The sequence below is a fragment of the Nitrincola salilacus genome, assembly GCF_046271865.1.
GTDB lineage: Bacteria > Pseudomonadota > Gammaproteobacteria > Pseudomonadales > Balneatricaceae > Nitrincola > Nitrincola salilacus.
On record NZ_CP176580.1, the window covers coordinates 3,831,766 to 3,845,683 of the forward strand.

Consider the following 13,918-nt stretch of genomic DNA (forward strand, 5'->3'; position numbering starts at 1 on the left):
ACCTTCACTCTTGCTGCAAATCATCACGCAGGGAGTGCTCTAAGGTTTTGGTTGCGGTGATATCCAGCAGGGTGATCACCACGCCGTCAATAACGTTATCCAACCGGCAGTAAGGCATGATTCGCACGGTAAACCAGCGGTTGTCAGTGGTGGTGATCTGTTTCTCTGAAAACGCCAGAGTGTTCAGTGTGTTACGTGCATCGTCGTTCAGTTCAGGATACTGCAGAGTGGTGGTGAGGTCACTCAGCGGTCGACCAATATCACCTTCTCGAATGCTGATGATTTTTGAGGCCCGGTCGGTGAAGCGCCGGAGATTCAAATTCTGGTCAAGAAACAGAATGGCAATTTCGATGCTGTTAAGCAGATTTCTCATATCACTTTGAGCAAGGGCGAGATCATCCAGCTTGGTCTGCATTTCTGAATTGATGGTTTGCAGCTCCTCGTTCATCGACTGCATTTCTTCCTTGGAAGTAGTCAACTCTTCATTGGTTGACTGCAATTCCTCATTGGTCGATTGCAGCTCTTCGTTGGCTGACTGCAATTCCTCCCTGGAGGAGCGATTTTCCTCTTGTAAAGCCTGAATTTCATCCTGACACTGTTGTAGTTCTACAGTGTGGGTCTGCTGCGCGGCTGTTTTTGATTGGTTTTTGCTTTTTGGGGCGGACTGAGGCGGCGCGATGTCGCGGAAGACAATCATCTTCATGCCACGCAGGGCGGTGGGTTCTCGCAGCGCTTGTACAGTGACATCAACACTCTGTGTACCACCAGGTAATTGCACCTGCAGGGTTTGCAGTTGTAAGGGTTCACTTTGATCTCCGATCTGACGCAGGGCACTACCGATGGGAGTTCGCAGGCCTTCCCGAACCATGGCGTGAAAATTCCAATTGGCTTTGCCAGCAGCAGGTTCCAGGTATTTTCCTGTGCGCCCGCTGATATAAACAATATCTCCCTCGTCGTTAACAACCACGGCGGCGGGTGCATAAACCTGCAGTAGTACCTGATCGGCTGCCGTTTGCAGGTTATCCTTTATTGGTGGGGGGGAATAACTTGGGGGCACAGGAAGCTCCTTGGATATCCGTGACAGGGGTGGAAAGGATTTGACCGGCAACCGGATGTCGTCGCTCTGAACCTTGTTCTGGCGTCGATAAAGCCGCAGTTTTGATTCAATGGGGGCAAACAACTGAGTATAACGCCCGACCGTTTCTGAACTTCCCAGTAGCAGTATTCCCCCGTCTCGCAGGCTGTAATGAAACAGCGGAATGAGTTTGCGCTGCAGGCTGGGATCAAAATAGATCAGCAGGTTGCGACAGGAGATTAGATCAAGGCGGGTAAAGGGCGGATCAAGCACCACATCCTGCTGGGCGAATAACACCAGGTCGCGGATATCGCTATTAATCTGGTAGCCCTCGTTACGGGGGCTGAAAAAATGTGCCAGACGCTCCGCCGAAACGCTGCTGCTGATTTCCGCAGGGTAATAACCGCGTCTGGCAGTGGCGATGGCATCCGGGCTCAGGTCAGAGGCAAAAATCTGCAGCGTAAAACCATGAGGCTTCGGCAGATTTTCTAGCACCTCGGTGAAAATGATGGCCAAGGAGTAGGCCTCTTCACCGGTTGAGCAACCAACCACCCAGGCACGCAGGTTGGGCACTCTGGGCTCTCGTGCCAGCAGTTCTGCCAGAGTGGTTTCCGCCAGATGCTGCCAAACCGCTGTATCACGGAAAAAACGGGTCACCCCAATCAGTACCTCTTTGAACAGCAGGTCGATCTCCTGGGGGTTGTTCCCCAGAAAATCCGCATACAGAGCCAAAGTGGCAATTTCGTGGATCACCATGCGCCGCTCCATGCGACGGTGCAGTGTGCTGGGTTTGTAGAGCGAAAAATCATGGCGGGTTCGCTCTTGTAACAGGCGCAGAATTCGCTGCAAGGGTGTTGACGTCACCTCTGGCTCCACCGAATGCACTTCCGGGGTGCCTTGATCCGGTTTCTGGGCAAGACAGGACAGGATACGGACGGGCAAATCACCGGGAGGGGCAAGGATATCAACACAGTCTGCGGCGATGGCACTTTGCGGCATGGCATCGTACTGCGCTGTATCGGGCTGCTGCACAGCAGTTAAGCCACCAACAATCTTGATTGCTTGCAGGCCCAGGGTGCCATCAGAACCCATGCCAGATAACACAACTCCGATGGCATGTTCCCCCTGAGCACTGGCTAGGGACGAAAACAGCACATTGATGGGTAAACGCAAACCTCTGGGCTCTACCGGCTTGGCGAGGTGCAGCGAACCGTCAACCACACTCAGCTCGGTATTCGGCGGGATCACATACACGCAGTTGGGCTTGATGGACATGCCCTGGGTTGCTTCACACACTGGCAAGGGGGTGACACGCTGCAGCAATTCAGCCAACAACGCCTTATGGTTGGGATCCAGGTGCTGCACCACCACATAGGCCATATTACTTTTAGGCGGGATTCCGGCAAGAAACGCTTCCAGCGGCGCTAAACCACCGGCGGATGCACCAAGACCTACAATACGCGTGACCTCAGCACTCACAGCAAGCTAACAGCAGATGTTCACGTCTTGAACAGGTTGATGCCATAAACCGTAGATCACGCGATCCGTTTTTATCCTTAACCAGCTCTGCGATACAGGAATCTTTGTTGCCGCTATGCGCCACGCGTTTTAACAAATCGAGCAACAAGGGCCGACTTTGTGCAAGCAAGAAGGTATTAAGGTCCTGCCCTGTTAACTCGTCACGCTCAAGACTAAGAAGCTCGGCTGCGCCATCATTTCCCTGTATGACTTTACCCGTGAGATCAACAACAAAATAGCTTAACGGGGCGGAATCATAAAGTTCTCGATATAGGGATAAATCCTCGGCCAAATCGCGCTCATTCATCGCCATTTCTTCGTTCTGCAGGTCAAGCTCAACCTGGTGAACCTGCAATTCATGGAGCAGTTTTAACGCATCTTCCGCTCTGCCGGGATCACTGGACATGCGGTATAACATCTGCAGGGCATCAACTCCCAGCGACCACTGCGGACCAGTCCGTGAGGTGCCTGCCTGCAACTGTTGTTCTGCTTTGTTTCGCAGCTCAGTCAAGATATGGAACTCATCAGCGCTTACAGACATAAAAACCCCGTGTGCATTCTCGAGAATTGGTTGACATAGCATAGTAGCTTATCCCCGCTGAAATAGTTTGTTGATTTCCAGCAAGCAGATCACGCCTTTCCAGCCAACAACCTCAGCGCAGCCATTCGCATACTAGCTCATAACACTTGTGTGATATGCCTATCCAGATCAAGGGTTGTGTCTTTTATCAGTGGCTGCAGTTGCAGACAGGACCATCCCCGACTCATTGATTCCTGCAACAGGCGCGGATTAGGATTGGTTGGACGCGGTTCATCCACTTTAAGCAACAGCGGTAAGTCATTGTGCGAATCACTGTAAAACCAGGTTTTGCCCGGTCTCATTGCCTGCCGGGACAGGTAAGCCTGCAGATGAGTAATCTTGCCAGCCTGATAACTCAGCGGCAGCTGCGGTCTACCGGTCAGACAGCCATGTTCCAGCTCGACATCGATACCGATCACTCCATCGAAGTGCAGTGCCTGAGCAATCGGCGCGACCAGAAATGACTCACTCGCCGAGATCATCAGCAAATGATCGCCCGCCGCGCGATGCGATTCGACCAGTTCTCTGGCCTCAGGGTAGATCAGTGGCAGCAACTCATCACGTACAAATGCACGTGCCGCCTGCTCAACCTGAGTGATCTGACGACCGATCAGGGGGGACAGATTCAATGCCAGATAAGCTTCCATATCCAGGTCGGCATGATTATAGGCATCCATCATCTGACGATGGCGTGTCCAGAAATCGTTATCCTTGATCCAGCCCAGACGCTGCATCTCTGCAGCCCAACTTTCGGAGCTGTCTGCTGCAAGCAGGGTATGATCAAGATCGAAAATGGCCAGATTGGCGTTCCAGGTCATGGTGTAGAGTCTCTTCAGTTCAGGGCAACCAGCAGTAGCCCCAGTAACATTATTGTCAGTGCTCCCCACTTCAGTGGAGAGGTTGTTTCTTTGAGCCAGACGATACCCAGCAAGGCTCCGATCGGAATGGACGCCTGCCTCAGCGCCACCAGATAACTCACCTCGGTGGTAAAGGCCATCGCCACCAGCACCAGGCCATAGGTGAAGAGCACCATGATGCCAGCGATAGTAAACGGGATAGGACTGCTCGATAGCAGTTGTCGCAGTACAAGACGCTCCTGTGGAATCAACCACACCATCGGCAGCATCCAGATCAACGAGGCCCAGGCCTGCAGGATCATGTAGTGGGTACCGGCCAGCACGGCTGACTGGCCTCTATCTGTCATCAGATCAATCGCCGCCTTATCCAGCAGTGAGTAACCCACTGTTCCAAGCGCCGCCAGCAGAATGAATCCCAGCGCTGGGGTCAGATACACCGACGGCCGAAAATCACGCAGTCGTATCAACGGCAACAGCAGGCTGGCCAGCAGGATCAGTGCCATGCCAATCCAGTCCTGGGTACTGATATTGAGTCTGTCGAGCAGTATCAGGCTGAAGGCCGGCACCAACAGTACCGGCAATGCACGTGCCAGAGGATAGAGGACACTGATCTCACCCCGGGCATAAGCCCAGGCCAGTCCGGCCATATAAACCGCCTGACAAAGACCCGATGCCAGCCAGATCCACCAGAAACTGGCAGACAGCTGCATAAACCGCAGATCCAGCAATAGCAGCGGCGACAACAGCAATCCTCCCGCCAGCATTGCCAGCGTAAAAAACGCCAGTGATGGCGCCTGACGCTTCCCCAGCAGATTCCAGCCAGCATGCATTGCGGCGGATATCAGCACTAACGTCAGGGCCAGGGTACTCAAGGATTCTCTTCCATCGCCAGACGACGGTTGATCTCCAGAATCACTTCTGGCAACTGCGCCACTGTGTCGATCACGTAGTGGGCACCACTGCACGCCAACGCCTGTCGCGCCTTGGCTGATAACCTTGTCTGCTCGTCAGATGTCAGCGCTTGCCACTGTGCCAGCGTAAGCCCCGTCTGATTCCCGGACACCGCCACAGCAACCGTCCACATCCCTGCATTCAATCCCTCTTCAATCCCGACGGCGGTATCATCCACCTTGATACAGGCTTGAACACAACTGACACCCAGGTCCTGCGCATTTTGCAGACACATCCAGGGGCTCGGCCGACCGATAGGAACATCACTTGCACTGACCAGTGATCGAGGCGTCAGCCCCTGCTCAGCCAGTAATGGCAGCAGCTCTTCAATCATCTCACGACTATAGCCGGTGTTGAGGCCAACACCTATCTGCTGCTCGGCACAGAAATCAAGCAGCGTCGTGACACCCTGTATCAGATCAGATGTTTCGGCAATCGCCCGCTGTTGATGAACAACGAAATCACTATACAACTGATCCACCTGCGTCACGCTGGCCACCTCGCCATATTGCGCCAGCCAGGCCTGATGCACTCGGGGTTCGGCCAACAGCGCCAGAATATGGTCCCGCTTTTCCATCCCCATCGGGCGACGCGCTTCTGCCTCTGTCACCGGTACTCCTGCATCGGCAAAGAGCGCCTGAAAAGCACGGATTGGTGCCATCGAGCCGAAATCCATACAGGTGCCGGCCATATCCATGATGACAGCCTGAATCGGGCCAGTGTATCGGCGCTGAAACTTATACATGATTGGCCTCACTGGGTTTCGTCGCTACACCCATCATCTCCACCCCCATCACCTCACACGCCTCACGAATCGCATTCAGCACAGCATCAATCTGCTCATCAAACAACTGTCCGATGCAACCGATGCGAAAGCTGTCCACCTCTGTCAGCTTACCGGGATAAAGCAGAAATCCCCGCTGTTTGACCTCATCATAAAAACGCATGAATTCGAATTCGGGATGTTGCGGCGACAGAAAGGTCACAATAATCGGTGACAGCCATTGTGGCTCCAGCAATGTTGAAAACCCCATCGCCTGCATGCCAGCCACCAACCTATCCCGATTACGGCTATAACGCGCCAACCGCCCTGCTACACCGCCCTCCTGCTCATGCTCCTGGAGCGCCTGCGCAAAGGCTGCGACCACATGCGTCGGAGGGGTGAAACGCCACTGTCCGGTCTTTTTAAGGTACTGCCATTGATCATGCAGATCCAGCGACAGCGACAGCGCATTTCCGGCTGCTTGCTCCAGCAGATTCTGACGGATCAAGGCGAAGCCAAACCCAGGCACGCCTTCAAAGCATTTATTGGCGGAGGAGATCAGCGCTGCAATATTCAATTCGCGCAGATTCACCGGCAGCGCACCGAAAGCGCTCATCGAATCCACAATCAGCAACCGCCCCAGGCGACTCACAACAGCTGCAATCGCTTCCAGCGGATTGAGGATACCGGAGCTGGTTTCACAATGGATCAATGCCACATGTGTGATGCCAGGATCAGCTATCAGCGCTGCTTCCACTTCATCGGGCAGAGGTGGCGCATAGTCTCCCTTGTCGATAACAACATGAGCCAGACCACGACGTGCCAGCATCCGAGCCAGACGCTGTCCATAGGCCCCATTGATCAGCACCAGCGTTTTACTGTCGGACGTCAGCAACGTATCCAGTACCGCCTCGACGGCAAATGTTCCGCTGCCCTGAATCGGCACACAAGCATAGGGTTCGCCTTCACCTTCAGCCACACCCGCCACCTGCAGCAGCCGCTCACAGATGCCAGTCGTCAATCGGTTGAAATCCCCATCCCAGGAACCCCAATCCTGCTGCATGGCAGCCTTGACTGTCGCACTGGTTGTCAGGGGTCCTGGAGTCAATAAATAGGGTACTTGTTTCATTTGGTATATACCAGATTATTGAGTTAAATTTTTTTAGTCTGATCAGGGCAGACACCACTGGAGCGCCTGCCCTTTAACGTCAGCGCTGTCGCCAGGACTGTGCCTTTCGCAACAGCAACCAGCTCAAGCCAGCGTGCAATATCTTCACCACTAATGAAGTCAGCAGAATAAGCACGGCCATCGCTGCCGCACTGGCAAAATAGCCCGCTTCATCGAGATGCAGCACCGATACCGATGCCAGCCGGGTGTCCGGTCCATAAAGGAAGATCACGGCAGACACCGTTGTCATCGCATTGACGAACAGATAGACCGAGATATCCAGCACTGCCGGCAAGGACACCGGCAAAGTCACGCGGGTATAGGTAGTCCAGAACGGCACCTTAAGCGAGGCTCCGACCGACTCAAACTCTGGGTCCAACTGCTTCAAAGCTGTCATTGAGGTCAGATGGCATACAGTGTAAAAATGAATCAGCGTGTTCAGCACCATGATTGCCAGGGTGCCATAGATCACATTCAACGGGTTGTCCGGATGGTTGAAGAAGAAGATATAAGCAAGGCCCAGCACCATACCCGGCACCGCCATCGGCAGTATTGCAAACAGATGCACCAGTTGGCGCAACCAGCCGAAATCCCGACTTTTCTCCACCAGCCAGGCATTGGTAAATATCACCAGCGTACCGATCACAGCAACGCTGAAAGCCAACTTCAATGAGTTAAACCAGGACTCCCAGCCACTGCCACCCAGCCCATCAAATTGATAGTGACGTAGCGTGAAATTAAGACTGTATGGCCAGAACTGAATAAACGATGCATACACCGCGGTGCCGATCACCAGCAGTATCAAGCCTGCAATGGCATAGCAGAAGAGCGCCAGCAGCCAGTCACGCAGCGGGCTGGGAGATGGCTGGTAGGGTACTGCACGGGATGAGAGCTGTGCCGTCTGACGACGCTGCACCCAACGATCAGCAATAAAGGTAAAGAGTGCGGGCAGCAGCAGAATCACACTGACCACTGCACCCATTTGGAAATTCTGTTGCCCCACCACCTGCTTATAGATATCGGTCGCGAGCAGGTTGTACTGACCGCCAATCACTTTGGGAACCCCAAAGTCGGTGATCGTCAGCGTAAACACCACAAATGCACAGGAGATCAGGCCATAGCGGATACCCGGCAGGGTGATGGTAAGAAAGGTCCTCCACTGTGGCGTTTTCATTGCCCGCGCCGCTTCATACATGCGCGCATCACTGGTCGACAGGGCCGTGACCAGAATCATCAGGGCATGGGGAAAGACCCAGAAGCACATCCCCAGCACGATCCCGATTGGGCCGTAGATGCTACTGTCCTGCAGCAGGCCTTTCAGATAGCCCTGATTGCCAAACATATACACCAGACTGATCGCTGGGAGCAGAGAAGGAGCCAGAATCGGCAGCAGCGTGATCATGCGAAATAGCTTTTTACCCGGCATGCAGGTACGCGTCAGGCCATAGGCACTGACAAAAGCCAGACCCACCACGATCAATGTGCTGATCAGTGCAATCTTCAACGAGTTGACAATCGATCCTGCCAACGCCGGGGTGTCGAAATAGTGCCTATAGTTGGCCAGCCCGATAAAATCGCCAGCGCTGTTCTGCAGGCTCTTCATCAGCATCGTGATCAGCGGTAGCGCCAGACCGAGCAGCATCAACAACAGTGCGGCCGACAGCGCCAGCAGGCGGATCGCACGCTCTCCTTTGAACGCTCCTTTTATCCCCTGTAGACGACTGGGAGCTTCTTGATAAGATGTCGCTGCGTGCATCTCAATGCCCCTCATGCGCAAAGATGCGGTTCATGCAGCTCGGAAACTGCAGATAGACACGCGAACCCCGCTCGGCCTGCACCGAATCCAGCGCAGTCTGACCGATATCTACCAATACCGGCTGCTGTGCCCCCTCCAATTGACAATGTAACCGCTGGCAAGCACCCAGATACTCGACATATTTGACCTCAGCCGTGATCAGATCCTGCTCCAACGCCGCATCTGTCGGTGTCAGCAACTTGATCTCTTCCGGACGGATCGCCAGCAATGCTGTCGATCGATCTGCCAGATCATGTAATTGACAGCTCAGTAACTGCTTGCCCAGGCGTACCGATTGACGACCTTCAACATTCGCCTTCAGCAGATTCATACTGCCAACAAATGAGGCAACAAAAGGGCTGACCGGCTCGCGATAGATCTCCTGCGGCGTGCCTATCTGCTCGATACTGCCATGATTCATTACGACCACGCGATCGGCCATGGTCAGCGCCTCCTCCTGATCATGCGTCACCATGATGGTGGTCACACCCAAACGCTGCTGCAACGCCTTGATCTGCTGACGCAGATGCAGACGCACACGAGCATCCAATGCTGACAGAGGTTCATCCAGCAGCAACAGGCCCGGTTCCGTCGCCAGTGCACGCGCCAGGGCAACACGCTGTTGCTGACCACCGGAGAGTTGCGCCGGATACTTGTCGCCAGATCCCTGCAGATCGATCAGCGCCAGCAGCTCATCTACCCGCTGCTGAATTTTCTGGCGCTGACGACGCTGGTTGCGCAGACCATACGCGATATTGTCTTTCACGCTGAGATTGGGAAAGAGCGCGTAAGATTGAAATACGATACCGAAATCCCGCTCCTGAGGCGGTAACCAGGAGATATCTCTCCCCTGCTGGATAATGCGACCACGGCTTTGCAGCTCCAGACCTGCGATAGCACGCAGTAGTGTGGTCTTACCGCAACCGGATGGTCCCAGAAAGCAGACAAACTCACCTTCGCGGATCGACAGGTCGATCGACTCCAGCGCTGTGAAGTGACCGAAAGTTTTGGAAAGGCCCTCAATGCGCAGACACTCGGGGGCAGACTGACAAGCATCGGCATGTGCCATCGCGCGCTCCTCAGCCAGAGTACGATTGGATAGATTCATGGATGTAACCTGCAAGGCTGATAACACCACCGCCTTCCCTGAGCAGATGGCTGATCAATCATCAAACGGAAAGCGGCAGGCAAGAAGCCTACCGCAGTGGAGTCAGTGCGATGTGATCAACGCGCTTCCGTTTTGCCATCATAACGACGCGTCCATTCCTGCAGGATGCGGTCGCGGTTGACTGCGGCCCAACCGAAGTCGTTATCGATCATGCGTTCAACGATATCAGCAGGGTAGTTTTCGATCGGCTTGGCAACACCCGGCATCGCCACTACAGCATAACCTTCGTTGTACAGCTCATTGGCATCCTGGCTCACCGCCCAATCCATCAGAGTTTTCGCTGCTTCCAGATTTTTGGTGCCGTTGACAATTGCTGCAGCCTCCATATCCCAACCCAGCCCTTCGCTCGGGAAAACCACCTCAACCGGCGCACCCTGAGATTTCAGACGTGCAGCACGAAACGCAAAGGAAACACCTACCACCGCTTCACCTGAACCCGCCAGGTTGCAGGGAGCTGAACCCGAATGAGTGTAACGGCTGACATTGTTGTGCAGCTTGTCCATGTATTCCCAGGCTTTATCTTCACCCCAGAGCTGCATCCAACTGGCCACATCCAGATATCCGGTACCGGACGAACTCGGGTTAGGCATGATCACATGACCTTCATACTCAGGACGGGTCAGATCTTCCCAGCTGGTTGGCATCGGTACGCCCTGGCGTTCGCCTTCAATGGTGTTGTAGCAGATTGCAGCAACCCAGGCATCCATACCGACCCAGGCTGGGGTCTCATTACCATCGATAAACTTCGGATCCAGCTTTTCAACACCTTTTGGCGCATAAGGATGCAGCATGCCTTCGTTATCGAGTAACAACAGACTGGTAGCCGCAAGACCCCAGATCACATCAGCACGTGGATTTTCCTTCTCTGCCATCAGGCGCGCAGTCATGACACCGGTGGAGTCACGCACCCAGCGGATCTGAATATCAGGATGCGCCAGATTAAAGCGCTCCGCATATTTCTGCAGATCATCGGACTCCACTGCCGTGTAGACAGTGAGCTCTGTGGCAGAGACAGCCGTGGATACCATCATGGCACCCGCGATCAGCGTCGTGGCCGTCATCATGCCGGCAAACAGGTTTGTTACTTTCATATTGCACTCCCGGGTCTAAGAGGATCAACTATTTGGTATAGACCAGAAGATACAAGCGAAATGTGTCAGTGCGATGACGGTTTGTTGAAACCTTGATGACTGTACAGGATATATGCCTTATCGGCTGCTGACACTGATGGCCAGCACATCATGCAGCCAGTACTCTTCATCATACTCGACAACCTGACCCGCAGTCGTTTTACTGATACGAGTGATATGCAGCCCCGGGCAACCGCTGTTGACCTCCAGCGCATCGGCAAACTCGCCGGTCAGGGCCGTGGGGATAATGGAGATGCTTTTGTCGGTCAGTTCAATGCCATAGTTCTTCGCGAACAACTGCCAAAGCGATCGATCAAAGCGCTCTTTTTCAAGATCTGGCAGATACTGCGCATTCAGCCAGATACGCTCCACCAATACCAGTCGTTCATCGACATAGCGCCTTCTGCGCAAGCAATAGACCGGGTCACCAGGAGCCAACTCAAGCGCAGCAGCCACCGAGGCAGATGCCGTAGCATGCTCGAACCCCAGAACCTGTGTCATGGGCGTGCGTCCCTGCGCTGTGACATAGCGGGTGAAACTGACATCTTTTACCGGCTCGTAGTTGAGCCTCGCGGGTGATACGAACCAGCCACGCCGATTACTGCGATAGATCTGCCCCTCACTTTCCAGCTGGGCTAGGGCCTGACGCAGGGTCACTCTGGTGGTGGAAAAGCGCTCAGCCAGCTCACGTTCTGCCGGCAAGCGTGAACTTGCTGGCAATTCGCCTGTCTTGATCAACATGACTAGCTGGTCACGCAGTTGCAGATAAAAAGGTGCTTCAGACATCAGATGGCAGCCTGTTGGATTAGGCTGGTGATATTACTCTATTCAAAAAAGGATCTCATCCATGTACATGAAAGCAACTCTCTTGACGCTGCTGCTTCTGCTTTCGGTACCGCTACATGCCAACAACCCTCATCAACAGGCGATCCCGGAAGACAGTGTTGCCTTCTATCAGAGCCAGACTGCAGGCCTGCTGCATTATGTCTCACCACTGACCCAGCCTTTCCACCTGGAAGCACTGATCGACTCATTGGGTGCTGATGGACCTGAATCCCAATTTTTGTTGGATCTTATAAAACAGGGCAGCCGTATTCTGGCTGCTGGCGAATCAGCAGCCTCCGAGCAACTGGGGATCAACACATCCGGCTGGTTGTCTGCATATCATGTCGGCATCATGCCGCTTCTTCGTATTGAACTGGAGTCAGCCGCAACGCTGCAGCAATGGATAGAGCATCAGGCCGAGATCACAGACTACCCTTTGCAGACAAGCAGTATTGATGACGCGCGTTTGTATACCTTGAGCCTGAATTCTGCAACGCTCGACAACAGTGATGCGCAGCAATGGAATCTCCATATCTGGGTTGATCAAGAGAACGCAGCTCTGGGGTTGGCACCGTCGGAACTGCCGCAGACTGACCTGCTGGCTCGGCTGTCGGGGCTCAGTATCGAAAGCTCATTAGCCAGTACGGATCTGGTAAAGCAGACTGCTCAGGAATATGGTTTTGAGGGCAGCCTCGGCTGGCTGCATCTGGAGCAACTGGCCAAAACACTGGTGGGTGCCGAGCGTAATCTGCTGGCCCGGGAACTGTTGCTCTATACAGACAATGGACAGGAGCAGTTGGGGTTCATCCGCAATGAGATCTGTGAAGTTGAATGGATGAATTTCATCAGCCAATCTCCCCGACTGGTGGCCGGGAAGCGCCTGGCACTGAGCGATAACAGCCGCCTCGATGAAACCACCGGGTTCATATGGGAGCTGACCAACGAGGAGCTGAAAACTCAACTCCAGCAGCTGCAGGGCTCGCTGCCCACCGATGTAGGTCGACTGGATCGTACATTGTTCAGCCTTGGGCTGGGCTTCAACACCGATCAATTGGTGCCGGTACTGATGAACTGGTGGCAGACCACCGTGCAACAGCCCTGGGAGTGCCCGGCGCTGATTGAGTTGCGAGAAGCAGTATCGCAGCAGAATCCGGCCATGCTTGCAGTCGGTACGGCAATCTTACAGAGTGTGGATGGGTTGGTGATTGATCTGTTTGATACCGGTAGCGACCTGCTTGCTGCCCCTCAGGAGATGGACCTGCTGATTGGCATCCGAAGCAAAAATCCATTGATACTGGCCAGCCTGCTGGCGCAGCTCCTTTCGCCTGACAAGCCACTGCCGATGATTGCTGAAGGAGACCCGGTTGTGCTGCAGTTACCCGTTGAAGGCTGGACAACTCAGGCCCGAATCAAGGGCGACTATCTGCTGCTGTATCAGGGAGCGAAGGCCGAAAGCTGGTCTGAAAAGATCGCCGACAGCCAGCATGAATCCACCTTTTTATCCGCTAGCCTGGACATTAATGCGACTGCAAAAACGTTGAATGGCATGCAGGGTATAACCTATGGCCTGAAACATGAAGGTGAAGGATTATGTATGGAGCTGGAGGAGGGTCTCGACCGCACAGCGCTGTTCAGCGACCTCAACGCCAGTCTCCGATTGCGCACGACGGATAAGGGGCTGTCGACCATACAGCGCCTTCGCGGCACAAAACTGCCTTTGCCCGAGCCTCTTTTCATCCCTGGTGTTTATACGGTGTCGCTGCTCGACAGTGGCTGTATCTGGCAGGATTATGGTCAGGAGACGCTCTTTGCGGATGGTCGTGCCGAGCTGATCAAAACCGACCAGGACAGCAGTGGAACCTGTCCGGTATTTGAAGGACGCTCAAGCTGGTCACTTACTGGCAACCAGCTCAACACACACGCAAGCGTCAGTCGTTTGCGTTATGGCTGTGACACTGGATTTTCAGACTGGGAAGAGATGGCGGACAGTCAATGCCATGTGGTGCGCGTTCAGAGCAATAGCGGCTTTGATTGCCTTGTCCATGGTGATGAGTTGATTCGGCTACGCTACACGCTTCAGCCCTGATT

Annotated in this window: 11 protein-coding genes; 1 reads left to right on the plus strand and 10 read right to left on the minus strand. The window is 54.1% G+C overall.

What is annotated here, in order from left to right; all coding sequences use genetic code 11:
• Nucleotides 1-4: 4 nt before the first annotated feature.
• The 10 genes from ACK3CJ_RS17735 to ACK3CJ_RS17780 all read right to left on the minus strand — a co-directional run bounded on the left by ACK3CJ_RS17735 (nucleotide 5) and on the right by ACK3CJ_RS17780 (nucleotide 11,791).
• A complete protein-coding gene (locus ACK3CJ_RS17735; RefSeq protein ID WP_409523540.1) occupies nucleotides 5-2,554 on the minus strand; it encodes a chemotaxis protein CheB in 2,550 nt (849 codons plus the stop codon).
• On the minus strand, nucleotides 2,544-3,134 hold the full coding sequence (locus ACK3CJ_RS17740; RefSeq protein ID WP_409523541.1) for a PAS domain S-box protein: 591 nt from the start codon (nucleotides 3,132-3,134) through the stop codon (nucleotides 2,544-2,546). The genes ACK3CJ_RS17735 and ACK3CJ_RS17740 overlap by 11 nt, the downstream gene beginning before the upstream one ends.
• Nucleotides 3,135-3,271: 137 nt before the next feature.
• Entirely contained in the window at nucleotides 3,272-3,991 is a 720-nt protein-coding gene (locus ACK3CJ_RS17745) for an HAD family hydrolase (protein ID WP_409523542.1), read from the minus strand.
• 14 nt (nucleotides 3,992-4,005) lie between these two features.
• On the minus strand, nucleotides 4,006-4,902 hold the full coding sequence (locus tag ACK3CJ_RS17750) for a drug/metabolite transporter (RefSeq protein WP_409523543.1): 897 nt from the start codon (nucleotides 4,900-4,902) through the stop codon (nucleotides 4,006-4,008).
• Nucleotides 4,899-5,726: a phosphonoacetaldehyde hydrolase gene (phnX, locus tag ACK3CJ_RS17755; RefSeq protein WP_409523544.1), complete on the minus strand. Its 828-nt coding sequence runs from the start codon at nucleotides 5,724-5,726 to the stop codon at nucleotides 4,899-4,901. Before phnX ends, ACK3CJ_RS17750 begins: the two co-directional genes overlap by 4 nt.
• Nucleotides 5,719-6,873 carry a 2-aminoethylphosphonate--pyruvate transaminase gene (locus ACK3CJ_RS17760; protein ID WP_409523545.1) on the minus strand — a complete coding sequence of 385 codons (1,155 nt, stop codon included), beginning with the start codon at nucleotides 6,871-6,873 and terminating at the stop codon, nucleotides 5,719-5,721. Before ACK3CJ_RS17760 ends, phnX begins: the two co-directional genes overlap by 8 nt.
• Nucleotides 6,874-6,952: 79 nt before the next feature.
• The gene (locus tag ACK3CJ_RS17765) at nucleotides 6,953-8,668 is read right to left on the minus strand and encodes a putative 2-aminoethylphosphonate ABC transporter permease subunit (RefSeq protein ID WP_409523546.1); all 1,716 of its coding nucleotides are present in this window, start codon (nucleotides 8,666-8,668) and stop codon (nucleotides 6,953-6,955) included.
• A 1-nt stretch (nucleotide 8,669) separates the two neighbouring features.
• On the minus strand, nucleotides 8,670-9,776 hold the full coding sequence (locus tag ACK3CJ_RS17770) for a putative 2-aminoethylphosphonate ABC transporter ATP-binding protein (RefSeq protein ID WP_409526615.1): 1,107 nt from the start codon (nucleotides 9,774-9,776) through the stop codon (nucleotides 8,670-8,672).
• A 155-nt stretch (nucleotides 9,777-9,931) separates the two neighbouring features.
• Complete coding sequence (locus ACK3CJ_RS17775) at nucleotides 9,932-10,966, minus strand: putative 2-aminoethylphosphonate ABC transporter substrate-binding protein (RefSeq protein ID WP_409523547.1); 1,035 nt, start codon at nucleotides 10,964-10,966, stop codon at nucleotides 9,932-9,934.
• A gap of 117 nt (nucleotides 10,967-11,083) precedes the next feature.
• On the minus strand, nucleotides 11,084-11,791 hold the full coding sequence (locus ACK3CJ_RS17780) for a UTRA domain-containing protein (protein ID WP_409523548.1): 708 nt from the start codon (nucleotides 11,789-11,791) through the stop codon (nucleotides 11,084-11,086).
• Nucleotides 11,792-11,852: 61 nt separating this feature from the next.
• Between ACK3CJ_RS17780 and ACK3CJ_RS17785 the strand changes: the two genes are divergently transcribed.
• Nucleotides 11,853-13,916: a hypothetical protein gene (locus ACK3CJ_RS17785; RefSeq protein ID WP_409523549.1), complete on the plus strand. Its 2,064-nt coding sequence runs from the start codon at nucleotides 11,853-11,855 to the stop codon at nucleotides 13,914-13,916.
• Nucleotides 13,917-13,918: the final 2 nt, after the last annotated feature.

Coding starts and splice junctions, on each gene's coding strand:
- ACK3CJ_RS17770 (WP_409526615.1), bottom strand. CDS start 9,776: ATGGCACATGCCGATGCTTGTCAGTCTGCCCCCGAGTGTCTGCGCATT.
- ACK3CJ_RS17780 (WP_409523548.1), bottom strand. CDS start 11,791: ATGTCTGAAGCACCTTTTTATCTGCAACTGCGTGACCAGCTAGTCATG.
- ACK3CJ_RS17740 (WP_409523541.1), bottom strand. CDS start 3,134: ATGTCTGTAAGCGCTGATGAGTTCCATATCTTGACTGAGCTGCGAAAC.
- phnX (WP_409523544.1), bottom strand. CDS start 5,726: ATGTATAAGTTTCAGCGCCGATACACTGGCCCGATTCAGGCTGTCATC.
- ACK3CJ_RS17775 (WP_409523547.1), bottom strand. CDS start 10,966: ATGAAAGTAACAAACCTGTTTGCCGGCATGATGACGGCCACGACGCTG.
- ACK3CJ_RS17760 (WP_409523545.1), bottom strand. CDS start 6,873: ATGAAACAAGTACCCTATTTATTGACTCCAGGACCCCTGACAACCAGT.
- ACK3CJ_RS17745 (WP_409523542.1), bottom strand. CDS start 3,991: ATGACCTGGAACGCCAATCTGGCCATTTTCGATCTTGATCATACCCTG.
- ACK3CJ_RS17765 (WP_409523546.1), bottom strand. CDS start 8,668: ATGCACGCAGCGACATCTTATCAAGAAGCTCCCAGTCGTCTACAGGGG.
- ACK3CJ_RS17785 (WP_409523549.1), top strand. CDS start 11,853: ATGTACATGAAAGCAACTCTCTTGACGCTGCTGCTTCTGCTTTCGGTA.